General features: G+C 37.6%; 16 protein-coding genes. 7 read left to right on the top strand and 9 right to left on the bottom strand.

Translation table 11 applies throughout. The features are described 5' to 3' along the window. The first annotated feature begins 133 nt into the window (after positions 1-133). The 5 genes from H1R81_RS07535 (at position 134) to H1R81_RS07515 (ending at position 5,896) form a co-directional block, all read left to right on the top strand. A complete protein-coding gene (locus tag H1R81_RS07535) occupies positions 134-847 on the top strand; it encodes a DUF4386 domain-containing protein (protein ID WP_181840097.1) in 714 nt (237 codons plus the stop codon). 895 nt (positions 848-1,742) lie between these two features. Further along, positions 1,743-2,783 carry a DUF4097 family beta strand repeat-containing protein gene (locus H1R81_RS07530; protein ID WP_181840096.1) on the top strand — a complete coding sequence of 347 codons (1,041 nt, stop codon included), beginning with the start codon at positions 1,743-1,745 and terminating at the stop codon, positions 2,781-2,783. Between the two features lie 106 nt (positions 2,784-2,889). Then, entirely contained in the window at positions 2,890-3,657 is a 768-nt protein-coding gene (locus H1R81_RS07525) for a pentapeptide repeat-containing protein (protein WP_181840095.1), read from the top strand. A gap of 211 nt (positions 3,658-3,868) precedes the next feature. Beyond that, positions 3,869-4,531, top strand: a complete 663-nt coding sequence (locus tag H1R81_RS07520) for an ABC transporter ATP-binding protein (protein ID WP_181840094.1) — start codon at positions 3,869-3,871, stop codon at positions 4,529-4,531. A gap of 36 nt (positions 4,532-4,567) precedes the next feature. After that, on the top strand, positions 4,568-5,896 hold the full coding sequence (locus tag H1R81_RS07515; RefSeq protein ID WP_181840093.1) for a TolC family protein: 1,329 nt from the start codon (positions 4,568-4,570) through the stop codon (positions 5,894-5,896). Positions 5,897-5,919: 23 nt separating this feature from the next. On the opposite strand, the gene folK is transcribed toward H1R81_RS07515, so the two are convergent. The 4 genes from folK to H1R81_RS07495 all read right to left on the bottom strand — a co-directional run bounded on the left by folK (position 5,920) and on the right by H1R81_RS07495 (position 9,002). Then, complete coding sequence (folK, locus tag H1R81_RS07510; protein ID WP_310588057.1) at positions 5,920-6,426, bottom strand: 2-amino-4-hydroxy-6-hydroxymethyldihydropteridine diphosphokinase; 507 nt, start codon at positions 6,424-6,426, stop codon at positions 5,920-5,922. Beyond that, a complete protein-coding gene (locus H1R81_RS07505; protein ID WP_181840092.1) occupies positions 6,426-7,184 on the bottom strand; it encodes a geranylgeranylglyceryl/heptaprenylglyceryl phosphate synthase in 759 nt (252 codons plus the stop codon). Before H1R81_RS07505 ends, folK begins: the two co-directional genes overlap by 1 nt. Continuing rightward, positions 7,165-7,575 carry a hypothetical protein gene (locus tag H1R81_RS07500; protein ID WP_181840091.1) on the bottom strand — a complete coding sequence of 137 codons (411 nt, stop codon included), beginning with the start codon at positions 7,573-7,575 and terminating at the stop codon, positions 7,165-7,167. Before H1R81_RS07500 ends, H1R81_RS07505 begins: the two co-directional genes overlap by 20 nt. A gap of 236 nt (positions 7,576-7,811) precedes the next feature. After that, entirely contained in the window at positions 7,812-9,002 is a 1,191-nt protein-coding gene (locus tag H1R81_RS07495; protein WP_181840090.1) for a molybdopterin molybdotransferase MoeA, read from the bottom strand. Between the two features lie 94 nt (positions 9,003-9,096). Here H1R81_RS07495 and H1R81_RS07490 point away from each other — a divergent pair, with 94 nt between their 5' ends. Beyond that, entirely contained in the window at positions 9,097-11,859 is a 2,763-nt protein-coding gene (locus tag H1R81_RS07490) for a formylglycine-generating enzyme family protein (protein ID WP_181840089.1), read from the top strand. Here H1R81_RS07490 and H1R81_RS07485 read toward each other — a convergent pair whose 3' ends face one another. The 4 genes from H1R81_RS07485 to H1R81_RS07470 all read right to left on the bottom strand — a co-directional run bounded on the left by H1R81_RS07485 (position 11,860) and on the right by H1R81_RS07470 (position 15,668). Next, positions 11,860-12,636 carry a hypothetical protein gene (locus tag H1R81_RS07485; RefSeq protein ID WP_181840088.1) on the bottom strand — a complete coding sequence of 259 codons (777 nt, stop codon included), beginning with the start codon at positions 12,634-12,636 and terminating at the stop codon, positions 11,860-11,862. Positions 12,637-12,786: 150 nt separating this feature from the next. After that, a complete protein-coding gene (locus H1R81_RS07480) occupies positions 12,787-13,899 on the bottom strand; it encodes an XdhC family protein (protein WP_181840087.1) in 1,113 nt (370 codons plus the stop codon). 33 nt (positions 13,900-13,932) lie between these two features. Further along, complete coding sequence (locus H1R81_RS07475) at positions 13,933-14,409, bottom strand: nucleoside deaminase (protein ID WP_181840086.1); 477 nt, start codon at positions 14,407-14,409, stop codon at positions 13,933-13,935. Positions 14,410-14,519: 110 nt separating this feature from the next. Continuing rightward, positions 14,520-15,668, bottom strand: coding sequence for a cysteine desulfurase family protein (locus H1R81_RS07470; RefSeq protein ID WP_181840085.1), 1,149 nt, complete (start codon positions 15,666-15,668; stop codon positions 14,520-14,522). A gap of 224 nt (positions 15,669-15,892) precedes the next feature. Here H1R81_RS07470 and H1R81_RS07465 point away from each other — a divergent pair, with 224 nt between their 5' ends. After that, positions 15,893-18,448, top strand: coding sequence for a phosphoenolpyruvate carboxylase (locus H1R81_RS07465; RefSeq protein ID WP_181840084.1), 2,556 nt, complete (start codon positions 15,893-15,895; stop codon positions 18,446-18,448). Between the two features lie 117 nt (positions 18,449-18,565). Here H1R81_RS07465 and H1R81_RS07460 read toward each other — a convergent pair whose 3' ends face one another. Next, on the bottom strand, positions 18,566-20,470 hold the full coding sequence (locus H1R81_RS07460) for a 3-coathanger stack domain-containing protein (RefSeq protein WP_181840083.1): 1,905 nt from the start codon (positions 20,468-20,470) through the stop codon (positions 18,566-18,568). Between the last annotated feature and the right edge of the window lie 74 nt (positions 20,471-20,544).

Here is a 20,544-nt window from a genome sequence, read left to right as displayed (position 1 = left end):
GTGGCGTGAACTCCCGTCCGCGCCATAAATATTTCACCCCTATCTCCGATTTAGACATTTGTCCGGTATTCTCCTTTTGCATTCTGCCAATTTTGCATCATCAAAATGATTCAGAATAAAAAACACAGGCATCATGGAAAATTTCAATACTACAAAAATCATTGGCCGACTACTCATTGCAGGAGGTATCTTATTATTTATTCCTTATACCATCTTAGGCATCATATTCGATTACCCTGCTATTCTCCGTCAGGATATGGGTATCGTACTTATAAAGTTTTATGAGGGAGGCTCAACACTTATCTGGGTATGGTTCACTTTCGCTATCATCGGTCTACCTTTTTTACCTGCTTACGTCATGCTTGGGCAAAAGCTTGAAAAACAATTTTCTTTTGTTCGCTGGGCTACTACTATTGGCGTTGTTGGTCTGATAGTACAAATGATTGGATTACTACGCTGGACATTCGTTGTACCAGTCTTAGCCAATAATTATGTACATGGCAATAAGGCCGTAAAAGAAACAAGCAAAATTGTTTTTCAGGTAATTCACCAATATGGAGGTGTTATTTTAGGCGAGCATTTAGGACAATTATTTACAATCATCTGGACGATCATGATGACGGCAGCCTTTGCCAGACTAAAACTATTCCCTCGATGGATTATCTGGTTAGGTTATATCTCATCAGGTATCTACCTGACGGCACAGGCAGAATTATTTGCTACTGTCATGCCTGATTTTCCGGTATGGGATTTAGCAGGTTTCATTGGTAGCACCTTATGGTTAATCTGGCTTGTTGTTATCGGTTTTCTTATGCAGAAAAAGCAACTCAATGCCATAAACAAATGAAGTGGTTCAGGATCATTCTTTCCCTTTTAAAAATGTATTGTTTGGTTAAGACTGCCCCAAATGATGAAAGCCCGGACACTTAAATTTTTAAATAGCAATGAACCACCTGAACAAATCAATGAAATAATAAACCGTCTAATCCTCTATTCACAGCTACACCCCTGTTAAAATCTGATAAATCCACCCAACAAAGCATTGATAGTACAGATAAAAAGAAATCAAAGATTAAACTAAAAAGGTATAACAGGGAGTATGCCGAACAGAGAATAACCCAACAGTTCAATTACAACAAAAACCTCCCTGAATACTTTGAAAACACATACTTAAATCAGAAATTTAAGGAACGTTCAGTCTTGCCAACAATTATTATCATGGACGAAGAGAAAAAAACTGCAAATACAAGACAGGTCGCACAGGCATAACTGGTTTATGTTCTTTTTCTATAATGAGCAGGCCTGTAATTACAGTTTATCAGAGATAGTCCATGAGACCTGAAGTTGAATGAGAAAAGGTTACCAATATGGTGGTAACCTTTTTCAATAAAGACACAGATGATTCAAGGTGCAGCCAATCAATAAGCATCAGAAAAGGTTACCAATATGGTGGGAACCTTTTTGAATAAAGACACAGATGATTCCAGGTACAGGCAATCAATAAGCATCAGAAAAGGTTGCCAATATGGTGGGAACCTTTTTACCAGACCACAGTGAATCTATTAACTTTATGATTATCCCTTTCCTGATTATTGGGAAAAGATTTTCTGATTTGAAAAACTTTGTCTGCAAAGTGAGGGTAACCTGAAAAATAATTGTCTTATTTATGCAACGCACAAAAGTTTTTTTGCATCTTATTTACAACTGTATCAAAATTATCGATTTCAAACTATACTTAATTTATGAAAAAGCTACTCTCATTATTTATTGTCGGACTATCAACCGTTACTATTTCTTTGGCTCAGGACAAAGAAACTCCCTATTTAGTAAAAACTTATCAGTCATCTGAAGTACAAAACCTGAATGTGCGCACCTCAGGTGGCGGCATTACCGTAACAGGTCAGCCGGGTAATGAAACCCGTGTTGAGGTGTATATCAGACCCAATAACTGGAACGGAAATTCATTAAGCAAAGCCGAAATAGAAGAGCGTTTGGAAGAGTATGAATTAAGTGTAAAAAAAGAAGGAGGAACCGTCTATTGCCTGGCTAAAAGAAAACGTGAAAGTGGCTGGAACGACTGGAAAAAATCATTGAATATTACTTTCAAAATTTATTCACCTGAGAAGGTCTCTACAGACTTACAAACCAGCGGTGGTGGAATTAATCTCAAAAACTTAACCGGAAATTTAGAATTTACTACCAGCGGCGGTGGTTTAAAATTAGCTAACTTAGGTGGCAATATTAAAGGAAGAACCTCTGGAGGTGGAATTGACCTGACAGGCTGCCGTGATGTAATTGATGTATCTACCAGCGGTGGTGGCATTGGCGCTGATAACTGCAAAGGTGATATCAGACTAAGCACTTCTGGCGGTGGTTTGCGCTTAAAAGGGCTTAATGGTACCATTAAAGCTACAACCAGTGGCGGCGGTGTAAGAGCAGAAGAAATCAGCGGTGAATTGATTACTTCAACTTCGGGAGGCTCTATTCACTTAGACGACATCAGAGCCAGTGTAAAAGCGTCAACAAGCGGTGGTGGTATTGATGCCGATATTAAATCATTTGGCAAATATCTTTCTTTATCAACCAGTGCAGGTAGCATTAATGTAAGAATGCCTATGGACAAAGGCTTAGACCTTGATTTAGATGCCAACCGTGTGCGTGTACCTGAAATCAAAAACTTTAGTGGAAGAATTGAAAAAGACCGTGTAAAAGGTTCGGTAAACGGTGGCGGGATTCCGGTAACAATGGATGCTAACTCCGGTGGTATTCACATTAATGAATAAAATTGTAGCACTAACTTCCCGTTCGCCATATTACATTTTTCCCCTGTTAGTATAAGAATCGAATCACAACGGCGAGCTTCCAGCTCGCCTCACAAATAATATAAACATGAAAAAACTACTTATTTTCTTTTTCTGTGCAGGTATTATCAGCACAGTATCGGCACAAAAAGAAGTTTCAGCTAAGACTATTTTTGATGCCATAGATAAAGGCCAGTCGGTTAACTATGACGGAGTAACCATCACAGGTAAATTAGACCTGACTGAACTTTCTAATAAACAACGCGTGAAAAAGAACAGAGATTACGAAGAATTTAAAAGCACTGTAGAAGTACCGGTTTCTTTCAAAAACTGTACTTTCAAAGATGATTTCATCGCATATAAAAACAATGAAGATAAAAGAGGCGGCAGAAATTGGAGTATAAGTATGGGTGATGGTGAAACATATACCACTGATTTCGAGAAGAGCGTGATTTTTGAAAATTGCACTTTCGAAGGCCTGAGTGAATTCAAATATTCTGATTTTGCAGAAAAGGCATCTTTTGCCGGTACAAAGTTTGGCAAAGAAGCGAATTTCAAATACGCTGACTTCAAAAGAGAATCAAACTTTGCCAATTGTACTTTCGGCGAATATGCCAACTTCAAGTATTCAAAATTTAAATACGACGCTGATTTCTATAGTGTGAATTTCAGAGAAAATGCTGATTTCAAATATGCCAACTTCAACGAACGTGTAACTTTCAAGAGTTCAACCTTTAATAATCACGCTGATTTCAAATATACTGAATTTAAGGATTCAGGTAATTTTGACAATACAAAATTCAAAGGTGGAATTGATATGAAGTACTCAAATGGCAAAAAATACATGAACCGATAACACCTTTTTTATAACCCTACCCCTTGTCCGAAGGCGTACAAATCTTGTCCGTTTTCGGACATTTTTATTTTACAATATCAATATAAACAACTGATTTTCAGGCAATTAAATTTAATGGCATAAACTTTGGCATTTAGATATATATCTTTTAAATCTGGAAATCGGCCAAGAAATACTATCTTAACGCATAGAACTAATCAATTCAATCAAAATGATTCAATTAAAAAACATATCTAAATACTATCCTGCAGGCTTCGGAAAAATTTATGTATTAAGAAACGTCAATCTTACTATCAATCAGGGTGAGTTTGTATCAATCATGGGGCCATCAGGTTCTGGCAAATCCACCTTATTACATATCTTAGGTTTGTTAGAAGAAGCATCAGAAGGAGAATATTTATTTGAAGATGTACCCGTACAAAAACTTTCAGAGAAAAAACGTACTGAATTACATAGAACCAGTATTGGCTTTGTATTTCAGGCTTACCATTTGATAGATGAACTGACTGTTTATGAGAACATAGAAACACCGCTTTTGTATAAAGGGCAGTCGAGTTCTGAACGCAAAAGCCGTGTTGCCGACGTATTGGACAGATTCAACATGGTAGCGAAAAAAGACCTTTTCCCAACACAGCTTTCGGGTGGGCAACAACAATTAGTAGGTATCGCCAGAGCCATTGTAGCAGAGCCAAAAATTATCTTTGCCGATGAACCTACCGGAAACTTACACTCCGAGCAAGCCAGACAAATTATGGAACTATTTAAAGAATTAAATGAGAAAGATGGGGTAACTATCGTACAGGTAACACACTCAGAAGAAAACGCCGCTTTTGGCAATAGAATTATCCGACTGAAAGACGGCTGGGTAGATTAACATAAGATTTTTGAAATTAGTGATTTAAGCAATACAATGAAGAATTTAATCAAATACTTACTGTTTTTTTCGTTTACATTGAGTCTTTCAGGTGCATTTGCACAAAATAGAATGACCCTGAAAGAGTGTCTTGATGTAGCCATTAAAAACAATTTAACTTATCGTGAAAGCCAGATACAAGCCGAGGTAGCCAATGCAGAATTGGTGAGAGTCAAATCCTTACAATATCCAAGAATAGGCTTTGGTGTCGGCCAGGATTTACGTATCGGTAGAAGTATCGACCGTTTTACCAACTCTTATATTGAAGAATTGTATAGTACCAATGGTTTCGGAATTGATGCCAGCGTTACTTTATTCAATGGTTTTCAGATTAAAAACCAGATTCAACAAAATATTCTGTTAAAAGAAGCCGGGGCAAAAGGTATCGAAGCAAGCCGCAATCTGATTACTATAAACCTGCTGCAAGCCTATTTACAGGTATTGGCATCTCAGGAATTAGTTGAAGTGGCACTCCAACAGGTTGAAACATCAAAAGCGCAATTGGATAGAATAAACAAGATGGTAAGCGCAGGGATTGTGGGTCAGGCAGAGTATTTCTTGGTAAGATCTCAACTGGCTAATGATGAGTTTTCGTTTGTCACTACGAAAAACTCTCTTAAAACCAACCGTTTGCTGTTGTTTCAGTTAATGAATCTGACACCAAGCAATAATATTGTTTTTGAACCTCTTGCCGACGAGGTAAATATTTATAAAGTAGATGATAATTTCGTCAATCAATTATATGACCAGTCTCTTGCCAATTTCCCATCTGTTAAAAGAGCTGAATTACAATTAAGAAGTTTCGAGAATCTATTAAGAGCAACCAGAGCCAATGTGATGCCAAACATTTCGTTATCGGCCAGTTATGGAGCCTTTTACTCTACTTCAAACAAAAACGAAAATTATGTGCAACAGATCAATGGTACTCGTAATGGTTCATTGTCCTTAAACTTTAATATTCCGATTTTAGGAGGTTTACAAAACAGACCACGTATTGCAGCTGTGAAAGTACAGAGACAACTGACTGAAAATAATCTTAACTTAGCAAAACTTCAGTTACGCCAGGCCATTGAGCAATCATTCCAATCGTTTGATGCTGCCTCTGAAAGATACAAGGTGGCTACAGACCAGGTAAATATCAATCAGGATAATATCAAAGCAGTAGAAAGCAAAATCAGTGCAGGTACCGTTAACTCTGTAGAATATGTATTAGCTAAAACCAATTTTGATCGTGCCAGAAGTAATCTGGTGCAAGCCAAATATGAGGTTTTATTGCAACAAAAAATACTGGATTTCTACAAAGACGGAGAATGGAAAATTAATTAATAAATATAATTTTTAAAAACTGGCTACGGCAGATTGTCGTAGCTATTGTTTTTTATCACCTCGCTTGTATCAGCACAATTAGCCAGTAAGGTAGCATTAGTTTGTTGCAATTGCGGGTGTACAAAGTCAGGAGCAACTTCTGCCAGAGGTGTTAATACAAACCGACGTTCCTGAATAAAAGGGTGAGGAATGGTGAGATGAGCCAGATTAATAATTTCATCATTAAAGTATAAAATGTCAATATCTATTGTCCTTGCTCCCCATTTTACTTCACGTATTCTACCCATCGACTGCTCAACTGCCAATACCTTTGTCAATACTTCCACTGCTTCATATTCGGTATTAATGCAAATAACCTGATTCAGAAAATCGTTCTGCTCTTTCAGCCCCCATGCGGCAGTCTCATAGATACTCGATTGTGCCACAGTGGCCCCGATAGTCTTGAAGATACGTGTGCAAGCAAGTTCTAAGTTTTCCTGCCTATCGCCAAGGTTTGACCCAAGTCCAAGATAAACCTGATTGATTTTCACTAAACAGTTGTTAAATTAAAAGATTGAAGTACTTCTGCTATTTCAGGAAGCAAAGTAGGATTTTTCTCGAAAGCATTGCCGATAACAATAATATCAGCCCCTGCTTCTAAGGCATCGTGTGCTTTTTCGGCAGAATTAATACCCCCGCCCACAATAAGCGGCGCATCAATATTTTCTCTTACCCGACGAATCATCTTAGGTGCTACCGGGTACATAGCTCCGCTACCCCCATCAAGATATATCAGTTTTAAGCCTAATAATTCTCCTGCTATGGCTGTGCAAGCGGCAATATCAGGTTTATCGTGAGGAATAGGTGTCGTATTGCTGATATAAGAAACAGTAGTCTGCCGTCCGCTATCTATCAGAATATAACCTGTTGATAAGATTTCCAAACCACTTTGTTTAAGGATAGGAGCTGCAATGACGTGTTGTCCGATGAGATAATCAGGGTTACGTCCGGAAATCAATGAAAGCAATAATATGCCATCGGCCGAGGGTTCAATATGCAGACCATTACCAGGAAAAATGATAACAGGAATATTGGACTGGCTTTTAATGATTTCAATCATTCCGGCCATAATATTATTGGTAATCAGGCTTCCACCTACAAAAAAGAAATCTACCCGATTTTCGACGCAGTTGTATAAGAAATGTTTAAAAGCGGTGGTCTCAACTTTATCAGGGTCGAGTAAAACAGCTAAAGCTTTTTTCTTTTGCTGTTTGTTTTGTAATATTTTATCAAGAAGTTGCTTCGGCATCTTTCGTTGTGAGGTGGTCAATCAATTCTAACAATTTTTCTTTTGCAACAGCCAACAGCACTGAAGTAGCGGCACCTTTCAGAGCACCCCATAATAAAGAATCTCCTTCTTTTTCTTTTACAGGTTCAGGTTCTTTAAGTAGCAAAGGCTCATTTGCTATTGTTTCTTCATCCCCCTCAGGCAAAAGCAATTCTGTTATTGCATATACTGCAACAATAATCCCTCCGATTACCAGTGCATTTTTACCTGCCTTTTTCAAGTCTCCTATCTGGGTTTCAATAGCTCCTAAATACTTATCTATAGACTCCTGCAATAACTCCTTGCGTTCTTCTCGATTCGTTTTTGGTGGTACAATCGGTACTCTTGTTATAGTTTCTCTTAGATTTTTCACTTTCCCACAGATTTTTGTTCAAAATTATTGAAAAATGCTAAAAAAAGAAAGATTACTGCCTGTTTATAGCAATTTAAGCTAGTAAACGTAATAACTCAATGTATAGTATAATAATTTTTATTGTCTATACTAATTGATCTTGCCTTTCAATATTAAACTTTGACACCCCTATAAAAGTTTCAGTTTTTATAGCTAATTTTTATCAGCTTTGGTAACAAGCAGTTATTGCTTATAACTTATCTATACAACCAGACATCATATTTTTCTCCTATTTTGAAACGCTCTTTCTCCATGGGTAATTCTATAAAAGCATCTGTCTCTACCAAACTTGCCAGATCACCTGAACCATTCCCCTCGATGGGTATAGCTTTCCAGGTTCCTGTCTCGGTTTTTTCTAATTTTACCTGTAAAAAGAACGTTAATTCAAACTTGACTACAAAATCCTTGCCCAATTCAGCACTGATGCGTGTGGTATTAAGTCCTTGCGAAGCATCAAGCCAAAGTTTGAAATACCGATGCAAACACATAAAAGTTGAAACAGGATTCCCAGGCAAAGCAAATACCACCTTTTGCTCCTTTACTCCAAACCAGAATGGTTTACCTGGTCTTTGAGAAACCTTATGAAATAGCTTACGAACACCCTGACTCTCTAAAGCCTTTGGTACAAAGTCAAATTTCCCGGCAGATACTCCTCCACTTAAAATCAACACATCATAGGTCTCCAGATATTCGCTTATCTTCTGCTCAATTATTTCCTGACTATCGGGTAGTAACACAGTATCAGCAGTTATACCCCAGTTTTTTAAACACGCTTGTAAAGCATAACTATTAGAGGTGCGTATCTGATGTAGCAAAGGGGTTGAAGTAATTGGCACAATCTCTTCTCCAGTAGAAATCACAATGGCTTTTATTTGCCTTTGTACTAAAATCTCGTTTTTACCGATAGTCGCTGCTATCCCTATTTCAGCCGGACTTATCTTCGCACCCTTGGTTACTATGATGTCATTCTGCTTACGGTCTATACCTTTTTTATGAATATTCAGACCAGTTTTAGCTGGTATAACCTCAATCGTCGCTACTTTATTCTTAATGCTTATGTCTTCATATCGAATCACAGTATCAGTTCCAACAGGCAACATCGCCCCGGTCATTATTTCTATACAATGTTTAGGATTTTCTAAAGTAGCCTGTGGTTTGCCTGCGGCTACGGTTTGTTCAATCGGGAACTCTGTTTGCCCTTTTTCTATCTGCTCATACGCAATCGCAATACCGTCCATAGACACCCTGTCAAAAGGCGGAAAATCTCGGTCAGCCTGCAAATCTTCTGCTAACATCCGACCCAAAGCATCTTCAATGTTTACCTTCTCACTTGTAAGTCTTATTTTGTAAGTCAGAATAATTTCTTCGGCTTGTCTAACGGTTATCATATATAGCTATAATTAAGTATTTCTTTTGTAAACTGCTATTTGTTTAGCTGGGTTTCAAGAAATAAGCCTTAAATTAAGGCAATAAAACTCAATTATGAAGCAATTTATTTTTCTAATATTTTTATCAAGCACCCTGCAAGCTCAGAATATCAAACTAACAATTGATGATTATGTTGTTAAAAACATTTCAGAGATAACCCCTTCTTATGTATTACCCTTGGTTTCTTTCGAAATTAATAAACAGGTCTATTCAAGTTTAAATAAAGACTGGCAATCAAAGTTCAGTATCAGCACTACTGATAACGGCTATTTCAGAAATGCGTTGAAAACTACTATAATCTTTAAAAATATTTCGAAAGATACCCTTACAATTAGAAACGTAGTACCTTTTGGAATTTCAGAAAAACACGTGTATATAACTGGCTTAGGTGACCATTGGCTTTCGAGAACTCATCTCTTCCAGCCGGATAAATTACCAGTAAATGTAATTGTTCCTGACAATGCCTGGGAAATGGGCTTTACTACCATTGCGTTAAATAATAGTAGTAAAGTTTGTGCGATAGCCCGACGGAAGAGCTGGGAAAATGCTACTCGTAGACGCTTTGAAACGATTGTCGCACCTGAAGGATCTGTTATTTATGAGGTCTTTACTGATTTTTATCAGGGCACTTGGCAAGAGGGTTTGAGAAAGGTTTTTCAGGAGAATTATTTATATGATACCGAAAAATTTGATGAAACTCTCTACCAGAGGAAAGATTTACATTGGATACAGGATACCTACGTGATGCACCTGATTATGGCTTGGGATAAGTGGTTTTATAATGAATCGACCGCATCTGAAGAACAGGAAGGGTACAATGCCTACAAAATTTTTTTGGAACATGGCAAAAAACTCTACGGCGGAAATGATGTTGTAGGAATCTGGCCTACATGGCCCACTCTTGGACTTGACCAACGCAACCAATGGGAATTGTTTAAAGACCTACCGGGTGGCTTACCACAGCTCAAAAATTTAGCAGAATATTCAAGAAAGCAAGGCACCAAATTCTTTATTTGTTATAATCCCTGGGACGAAAGTACGAGTTATAGCACTTCGGCCAAAGAGGGTAGTAAGGGGCATTTAGATGGTATGGCTGAACTGATAAAAGAAATTTCGGCAGATGGGGTGGTATTGGATACCAAAGGAGAGTCGAGCAAAGATTTGCAAGAGGCAGCTGACCATGTGCGGAAGGGCGTAGTGATGTATTCGGAGGGAATGGCTGTACCAAAAAATATGCCTGGTATTATTTCGGGCCGTGTACACAATGCCTTGTATTATCCACCTATCCTTAACCTCAACAAGTTTATCCGACCAGACTTCGCTATTTTCAGAGTTGCTGAATTATATCTTGAACCCATCAAACGAGAATTCGCCACAGCATTCTTCAACGGCTATGGTACCGAACTGAATATTTTCAGAAACGGTAAACCTTTAGAATGGTTAGATGAGCAATACCGGTATTTAGGAAGAACCTCAAGAATATTAAGAGAAAACTCAGCCTTGTTTCATACGAAAGCCTATACTCCCCTCATTCCAACCTTAAAAGATAAAATCTATGTAAATGCCTGGAAGAGTCAGGAAACTTCAAAAAATGATGTACAACTCTATACCATTTTCAGCTTGATCGCTGAAGGATTTAAAGGTGCATTATATGAAGTAGATTCAAGTGCTGATTTTCATTATATAGACTTATGGCATCATAAGGAATTAAGTCCTATACCACAAAAAGATAGTAAACGATTCTTTATTGAAGCCGAAACAGATGCTTTTAATCAATCATGGTCGGGTACAAACAATGAAGGCGAAGTAGATTGCATAGCAAGATTTCCGAAACTATTAGAAATTGAGTTGAATGTCTATGAAGATATATTGAAAGTGGAAGCCAGTTCCGGTACTGAAATCCGAATATGGGCAGGTAAACCCAGTTATGAAAAAATCTTTCAGTCATTCAGCATTCAAAAACCTTTATCTATCAAATTGATGGATTATTTTGGCACCTATGAAGGTAAATTTGTAATACAATTATTCGATAATAAACAGCTAATTGATGAAAGAATTGTGGAGATAAAAACAGGTACACCTCGGTTAGTAAGTAAAACAATGCCAACTAAAGCATCTGGCGGTAATCCAACAGATATTGTCAAAGTTCCGGCAGGAAAATTCAGGTTTACTATTACCAGAGATGATGACTGGGTATTTTATCCTGATGGCCAAAATGGTACAGAATATGAAATGAAAAATTTCTCTATCGACCAGAATTTAGTAAGCAATAGAGATTTTGACGAATTTCTGAAAAGAACTGCTTATAAACCTGTCAATGCCGCTAACTTCTTAAAACATTGGAAAGGGCGTAAGATGCCTGATTCTTTGGCTCAGTATCCGGTTTTTTATGTGAGCTATGAAGATGCCCAAAAATATTGTACATGGAAGGGTAAACGCCTGCCTACTGAACAAGAATGGCAATACGCTGCCCAATATCCTGATAACAGAGATTATCCCTGGGGAATGAGTTTTGACTCTACCAAAGCCAATACTGGTAATGGAAGGATAGATAAAATCGGTCAATATCCAACAGGTGCAAGTTCTTTAAAAATAAATGATCTGACAGGAACTGTATGGCAATTAACTAACGATATATATCAGAATGGGTCTTATAAGTATATCATGCTGAAAGGCGGCTCCTATTTTAAACCTGTATCCAGTTGGTGGTATGTGCAGGGTGGTCCACAAAAGCTTTCGCATCGCCAGCATTTACTAAGGGTATCTCAGGGTTTTGAGCGAAATGCAACGGTTGGTTTCAGATGTGTGAAAGATTAATCAGGGCGTTTTAGATACTCGTTTATACGCTACAGCTAAATAGGTTTTATTCAGACATTTACGCATCGATATATCGACAATCAACAAAAGACCTATTGAAAAAACAAGCTTGCCAATGGTATAAAGAAAAGCCGTATAAGTAGCAAAAACAAACAGGCTCAGATACACATAAATATCAAGCACAGCTATGGCAATTGTACCAAGTATAATCTTATACCAGTTTTTTGAAAAGGCTTTGTCCACAAAAAAACTCATACAAACACTAATGGTAGTTATAACCATAGCCAGCAATACAATAAAAAAAAAGAGTTTATTTGAAACATAATATTCCTGATAAACCTTCAGTAAAGAAAAACTAAAGCCTATCACAAAAAGTACCCCTGTAAAGGTCGCATAGCTTATATTTTTGACGTTGACTACCTGATCTCTCAACTTTACCCTTTGTTTAATAAGAAGCGTTAATAATACAGTATAAATAAGGCTGTTATTGAAAATATTAACCGCTAATAAAGACTCTGCATTTACTGAATAATAATAGATTTCAGAAAAGACATTAAGAAAAAGAAACATCATTACCAGATAAAAAATATCCGGGTTTTTTATTCTCTTTCGCTGTACCCACAGATAGCCCATACATAGTAACACAGGTGCCTGATTTAATAATTTAGATAACAGCAGTTCTTCCCATGCAAGCATTTTTGGCAAGGGAACAAACTGAAAAAACAAGGAAGTCAGAATGACAACTATCCCATATAAGGTAACAAATTTGAATGACATGCAAATAATATTTTACAAAAGCTAACGTACATAATTTAATACAGCAGTTTATTCTAAACTCAATAACTAAGGCTTTTCAGATAAGAAATTTCAGGCAGGTGTTGAATAATAGTGAACAATAATATTTTACTTTCAAGAAAAAACCAAATTTTAGCTATCATAAATCGGTTTATTTCTAAACTTAAGCCTTTTTGCATCTCTACCGGAGAAGTTTGTACGGATTTCAGCACATACAGATAAGGCAATTTCTTCTGGCGTATTTGCTCCGATGTCTAAGCCAACGGGGCTGAAGATACGGCTTTCATTTTCGGGTGTAATCGGTTTCCCTTCCTCATTCATCCGGTCATACATCTTTACTGTGCGCTTTTTAGGACCTAAAAGTCCTATATAGGATATATCTGTTTTCAGCAGTGTTTGTAAATTGTGATAATCAGTTTCGTAATCGTGGCACATCGAAATAGCCGCTGTATATTTATCAATTACAGGTACATAGTCTTTAGGCATTACAGCATCGGCTATAGCAAAGAGGGAACGGTGCATTTTGTTAGGATTACAAACCACAATTACTTTCCAGCCTAATTCTTTTGCCATACGTACCATAGGGTACACATCATAATTACTACCGTAAACATACAATTGTATAGCTGGAGGGATAATCTCAATGAATAAGCTAACAGACAAGCCATCAGCCAGAGTGTAGGTTCGGGAGATTGATTTAGTATTTACCAAAACCAGCCGAATTTCCTCTGTCAACTTTTCTTTAATATCATCTAAAGGAAAAATCTCATTAAAATGGTCAGTAGAATCAAACCTAAATACCTGGCCTAATTGAATAACTTCATTACTTCTGTTTAATGCAGTTATGGTAACTATTACATTCGGACTACGCTGGTCAAGGCAATACCTTATTTGGGAAACAGCATTTAGCTTATCCTGTGGTTCAAGAGGGGTAATCAATACGTCAATAATGCCGTTACAGCCAAGTCCAACGCCTATCTGATAGGGATCATCGTCAGAAGTATCATAAGTAATCAGGGTTGCTTTGTTTTGCGACATAGCCAGCCGTGCCTTTTTCAGGGCATCCCCCTCTAAACAACCACCACTTATCCCACCAACCCACTCTCCAGATTCCATCACTAACATCCGTGCGCCTGTACGTCTATACGAAGAGCCCTCTACACGTACTACTGTTGCCAAAGCTGCTTTGTTTTGATTAAAATCAATTTTCTGATAGGCTTCAACAATTTTTTTAATTTCTTTCATATATATCCTGAAAAAGGGCATAGTATATTTTTATTAATCCTCATTATTCTCTTTTTTTGCCCAAAGCACAAAGGCAGCCTGAGCTTCGTCGCGAGCCAGAGGTTCAATTGTGATTTTTCTTTCAGAAAGTGGTAAAGGTATTTCATGATAAAGAAAAGCATCATCGAAACCTATTGCAGCGGCATCATTACGGGTATTACCATAGTAAATTTTCCCTAACTTTGCCCAATAAATTGCGCTCAGGCACATAGGGCAAGGTTCACATGAGGTATATATTTCGCAACCTTGTAATTCATAGACACCTAATTTCTTACAGGCATCTCTGATAGCTACTACCTCAGCATGGGCAGTGGGGTCATTATAAGCTACTACATTATTATGCCCCTGACCTACTATTTCACCATCCTTTACTATTACCGCTCCAAAAGGGCCTTGTCCGATACCTTCCTGACTACCTATAAAAGATAGTTCAATGGCCTTACGCATAAATTCTTTTTTTTGATCATCCATGACTTTTTGCTACAATTCTGGGAATCGTCTTAAAGTGAATTTTGTCAGATGTCTTACTATAATTCTAATCTACCTCCATTCTCCGATGATTTGAGAAACCCGTTATACAATCAGCCTGACACACTCTTCATTTGACTTACTACTTTTATTATATGTTCAACAGCAACCTCAATGTCTTCGCCCTTAGTCATTCTCCCTAAACTAAACCTGATGGACCCATAGGCTGAATCATCATCCAACCCCAGTGCCTTTAAAACATAAGAAGGTTCAGTAGAGGCCGAATTACACGCCGACCCATTCGATACTGCTATTTGATTTATGCTCATTAACAGCTTCTCTCCATCTATTTTCCCGAAACAGATATTAGTTGTATTAGGCAAGCGTTGTGCAATGGCACCATTTATTTTTGTCCCAGGTATGGCTTCCAAAATGCCTTTTTCTAATAAATTCCGTAAGTTTTGTATTCGTATGATTTCCTCTGGTATATTTTGTCTGCAAATCTCGCAGGCTTTGCCTAATCCAACAATTCCTGCCACATTTAAGGTTCCTGAGCGCAAACCTCTTTCATGTTTTCCACCATCTTGTTGGGCAACAATACTTAGTTTTTTTCTGATATACAAAGCTCCTACACCTTTGGGGCCATAAAATTTATGAGCAGATAGACTTAGCAAATCTACCCCATCTGCTATTACATCAATTGGCAATTTCCCCACTGCTTGTGTAGCATCAGAATGAAATAATACTTGATGTCGGTGGGCTATCTGCGCTATTGTTTTTAGCGGATACGTAACCCCAATTTCATTATTAGCTGCCATTACTGAAATCAGAATGGTAGTAGGGCGAATACTGTTCTCGAGCAATACTAAATCAATATTGCCCTCACTATCTACGGGCACAAGAGTAATTTCTGCTCCTAATTTCTCCAAATGCTGGCAAGTATCTAATACTGCCTTATGCTCTGTCTCAACTGTAATAATATGATTCCCTTTCCGGTTCAAGGCTTCGTAAACACCCTTAATTGCTAAATTAACCGATTCTGTAGCTCCACTTGTAAAAATAATCTCTTTTTCAGAAGCACCCAAGAGATCCGCCACCTGCTGGCGAGCTATACTTATTGCCTCTTCGGCTTTCCAGCCAAAGACATGAAACCTGCTGGCAGCATTACCGAAATGTTCTGTCAGATAAGGCAACATAGCTACTAATACCTCTTTGTCAAGAGGTGTAGTGGCATTGTAATCCATATAGATAGGATATTTCATCAATTAATCATGAACAGGTCCCACCTGTTATTTTTATGAAAGTAAAATTACTGATTTTATAGATTATCGAGGCTTAAAAAGGAATGTCTTTCAATAGAATTGTTTTATCTTTTGAAATATTTTAACTTTTTCAAGAAAAACCAAACTTTATTCGGTAAAGGAATCAAAATACAGTAGATTTTTACGTAGTTTGTTTCGTCAAAACATTAATACTCGTAAGAAAAATGCTGGAAAATTCTATTGATTCTGTTTTCACACAAGAAATTCATAATAAATATCTTGTATTTAATACGCTTTTTTCAAGGTTGCCTTATGATAAGATGACTAAAATCGGCCAGTTAATGCCTTTTCTGCACGACATGTCAGAAGCCGATTTTGAAGCGGGCAAAGAGCCAAAAGAAATTATTGACACGTTTTTTAAGCAATATACCTCTATCAAAGAAGAAAAGGAAAAAATAGATCTTTTGTTCAGGTTTATTACCTATATAGAACGGCAGGTTGTATTGTTTGACAGTGTTGAGGATTCGGCTTTTGAGAAACTCAATCCCTTGAATGGGAAGGGTACTTTGCAAGGTACTCTTGATTTAGCTCTGCAACAAGACAAGTTAGCAGAAGTACATGAGAAGTTAAAAAACTTTAAGGTTCGCATTGTTTTTACAGCTCATCCTACCCAATTTTATCCAAGTAGTGTTTTACGCATTATTCAGGATTTAGAGCAACTGATTCCTAAAAACGATATTAATGGTATTGATTCTCTTCTACAACAGTTAGGTAAAACGCCTTTTATAAACGAGCAGAAGCCAACACCTTTAGAAGAAGCCCAGAGTATTATCTTCTACCTGCGCCATGTGTATTATCAGGTAATTGGCGAAATTCATGATAAACTCAGGTCATATTTTCAGAACGGAAGCGGAGGATTTAACCCCGTATTGGAATTAGGTTTCTGGCCAGGCGGTGACCGAGACGGCAACCCTTTTGTAACGGCTGAAATATCGAAAAAAGTATCGATAGAACTTCGCACAAGTATTCTGAAATGCTATTATAACGATTTTAAAATTATTTGTCGTCGCCTGACATTTAAAGGAGTTATGCCTTTATTGACAGCTATCAGTAATCGCATTTACACTAACATGAATGGGTTGAAACATGATTTAACCCTACATGAATTACTGTCTTCTTTAGATGAAGTAAGACAACTCCTGATAACCAAACACAAAGGTATATTCCTTAATCTGTTAGACAGGTTTATTCAGCAAGTAAAACTATTCGGTTTGCACTTTGCCAGTCTTGATATTCGTCAGGATAGCAGCATCCATGAAAATGTAATGGAACAGATTAATCAGAAATATGGTATCTCTGACAAACCTTATGATAAGTGGAGTGATGTTGATAAACTCCGGTTTTTAACAGAACATGAATTAACAATTAAGGAAGAGGATTTTGAGGAAACCTTGACAAAAGATACTTTCAGGACGGTTCGTATTATCAAAGAAATACAAGAGTTAAATGGTGAAAAAGCCTGTCATCGGTATATAATCAGTAATTCTACTTCTACGTTTTCAGTATTAGAGGTATTAGCTCTCTTCCGTTTTTGTGGTTATAAAGCAGCTGAAATCAAGGTAGATATAGTCCCATTGTTTGAGACCATTGAAGGGTTAGATAACTCTCAGAGTACCATGACAAGCCTATACCAATTGCCATTCTACAAAAACCATCTTGAAAATCGTGCGAATCACCAAACAATCATGTTAGGCTTTTCTGATGGCACAAAAGACGGAGGTTATGTAAAAGCAAACTGGGAAATTTATCAGGCTAAAGAAAAACTGACCCGCATTTCAAAAAAGAATCAGATAGAGGTTATTTTCTTTGATGGCCGTGGTGGCCCTCCAGCGCGTGGCGGTGGCAAAACCCATCAGTTCTACGCTTCTCAAGGGCCTACTATTGCCAATAATGAAATTCAGATAACAATCCAGGGGCAAACCATTACTTCTATGTATGGTTCACGCTCGCAAGCCATGTATAATTTTGAGCAATTATTGTCGGCAGGTATCATTAATGATGTTTTTCAGGACGATAAGTCAATCATTAATAAACAGGAGCGCAACCTGATTGAAGAACTGGCAGAAGAAGGGGTAAATAAATATTTTGAATTGAAAGAGCATCCGCTTTTTGTACCTTATCTTGAAAATAAGAGCCCCCTGAAATATTATGGTTTAACCAATATCGGTAGCCGCCCAAGCAAGCGGAGTTCAGGTAAAAAGCTGACTTTATCTGATTTAAGAGCAATTCCGTTTGTGGGTTCTTGGAGCCAGTTGAAGCAAAATGTGCCAGGTTATTTTGGCTTCGGAACAGCCCTGCAAAAGGTAATAGATGAAGGTCGCTTAGAAGATTTAAAGTTGCTTTATGAAAACTCGTTGTACTTTAAAACCTTAATAGAGAATAGTATGATGGGTTTAACAAAAACCTATTTCCCACTGACTTACTATATGAAAAAAGACCCAGAATATGGCGAGTTCTGGCAGATTCTTTTTGATGAGTACAAACTGACCGTAAAAAATATGCTGCTTGTAACAGGCCAAGAAAGTTTAATGGCAAATGAAAAACTCAGCAAGTTATCTATAGATTACCGCGAGCATATTGTATTGCCTTTGCTAACAATACAACAATATGCCCTACAAAAAATTGAGGAAACAACCGACGAGAAACTACGATTAGTTTACGAAAAAATGGTTACCCGCTCATTGTTCGGTAATATAAATGCCAGTAGAAATTCGGCATAGTGTTAGACAATGACCCTTCAAAAACAAATAAGCACCATAAAACATAAATTTTATGATGCTTATTTGTTTTATAATATTCTATAATAATCGCTGAATTATAAATTATCATATATCAGCTCAATTACAGTCGTCAATTGTAGCCTTAAATACTGAACCATTTTTAGATTCAAAACCAGGTAATAACTCTACCTTATTTTTGGCGGAATAATCAATTTTGCCAGTTAATTGGATTTTCTGTGTGCTCTGAATAGTCTGTTTAGTTTGATACGGTGATTCTGTATTAACAACTGATCCCTGTAAAAATAAACTACCGGGAAAACAGGTAGAAACTGTTACGCTTTTAGGTGCAGAAGTTATAGCACAATTAAGCGTTTTGCATTGTACAGTATAAGTATCAGTTGAAGGAGGGCTTATTACAAGCGGATTATTAGTTGCTCCTGTAGACCACAAATAAGTGGCATTGCAACCCGAACCAGTTAGTGTTACACTCTCGCCAGGGCGTATTTGTGTAACAGAAGTAACAAAGGTTGGTGTAGTTGGCAATGGAAAAACCGACAAATTAACAATAGGGCTAAAAAAAGTCTTTTTTGAAGATTTCCTGACAGAAGCTGCCAAGCGTGCAGGAGCGGTTGTCAGAGAGTTAGTATTATTATTTATGGTTGTCCAATTCAGGCGTTCATAACCAACAGGTGGTAAAAAAGCAAAAGTATTACAACAGTTAGAATTATATCCTCTTGCTTCATCATCAGTATTATTACGGTTCGACCAGTAATATTGGCTATAAGAACCAGATACTGACAACGTAATCGGAGTTGATGGGTTACCGGGATTACAGGCTAAAGTTACTGTCAACAAAGGCGAGGGCATCATCGGTATTGAATTAGCAAAAAAGTCATTATTCAAACTTGCATCCCAGGCATTGGCAAACTCTGCTTGCCCGGCATAAGTATCAAAATGGATACCATCTGTTCGCTTATCTCCTCCGGTAATATAATCTGTTTCAGGACCTGCAAAAACATTAGGCACCGGAGGTATTGTAACAAACTCATTAGAAAAGCCTTGTATTAAAGTATTCTGGCCAACAATTGGGCCAAAATGCTCGTCAGGGTTTCTGGAAGCACGTGCCACTACCCATGCCAAAGCTTCGTGTTCGGCATTCTCCCGGGATTTATTGATTACATCTTTAATATTGTTATAATAGGTCTGAAAATCTGTATTGGGATCGCTTTCGCCCTGATGCCATAACACAGCTCTTAGCCCGGTCAGGCTGGCATAAATAGCCACCGAGTTTTCTAAGGCACGGTAAGGGGCCCCGTAATCTTGCCGAATCCAGTTTGGGCCATCAAATGGTAACCCCTGAGAAGATTTCCCCCATTGATCACTTGAAGTTCCACCATGCGCAGCACCAAAAAAAAGAACAGGAACACCAAGTTTCTGTACCAGTAAATCACCCAATCTTCCCCATGCCCAAGGCACATAATGAAAAGGCCCTATGGCTGTAGAATCTCCTGATAAATGCGAAAAACCAATGGGTAATCTGTTATAATCTGAATAGGCATCGGAGAAATCTATAGTACTAACTCTATCATCATTTGCCGACGTACTTACTCCAGCACCTCCCTGGGCATTTGATTGACCGGCTATAGCAAATACTTCTCCTACGCCAACCTTTTGAATAGTTTTAGTATCAATCAGGGTATTGTTTTTAAAAGCTCTTACATGTATTTGATACCATCCTCCTTGTACGGTAAGCATTCCTGAAAAATAACCATTTGAAGGGTTATTCTGAATGACAGTCCAATTGGTAGAAGTACCACCTTCAGGCCTGGCTACTGCCTGGGCTTCTATTCTATCAACTTCTGATAAATACGTACCTCCAATAATGACTGTTCCCTGATTGGAATTATTACGTTGGAACACCATACGTTCCATAGGGTGAGAGAGTACAATCTGAGCGGTGCTTTTAAGACTTATAAACAAAAAAGCAACACAAATCCTGACAAAGATGCGATTAATTAACATATTAAGTACCGGCTTATAAAGTTGCTAAGATTTATACACCACGGCAGTAATAATACTGTATAGGTTGTAACGGC

Source organism: Emticicia sp. BO119 (assembly GCF_013912375.1).
In the GTDB taxonomy this organism is placed as follows: Bacteria; Bacteroidota; Bacteroidia; order Cytophagales; family Spirosomataceae; genus Emticicia.
This window is presented reverse-complemented; position numbering and strand designations above follow the sequence as displayed.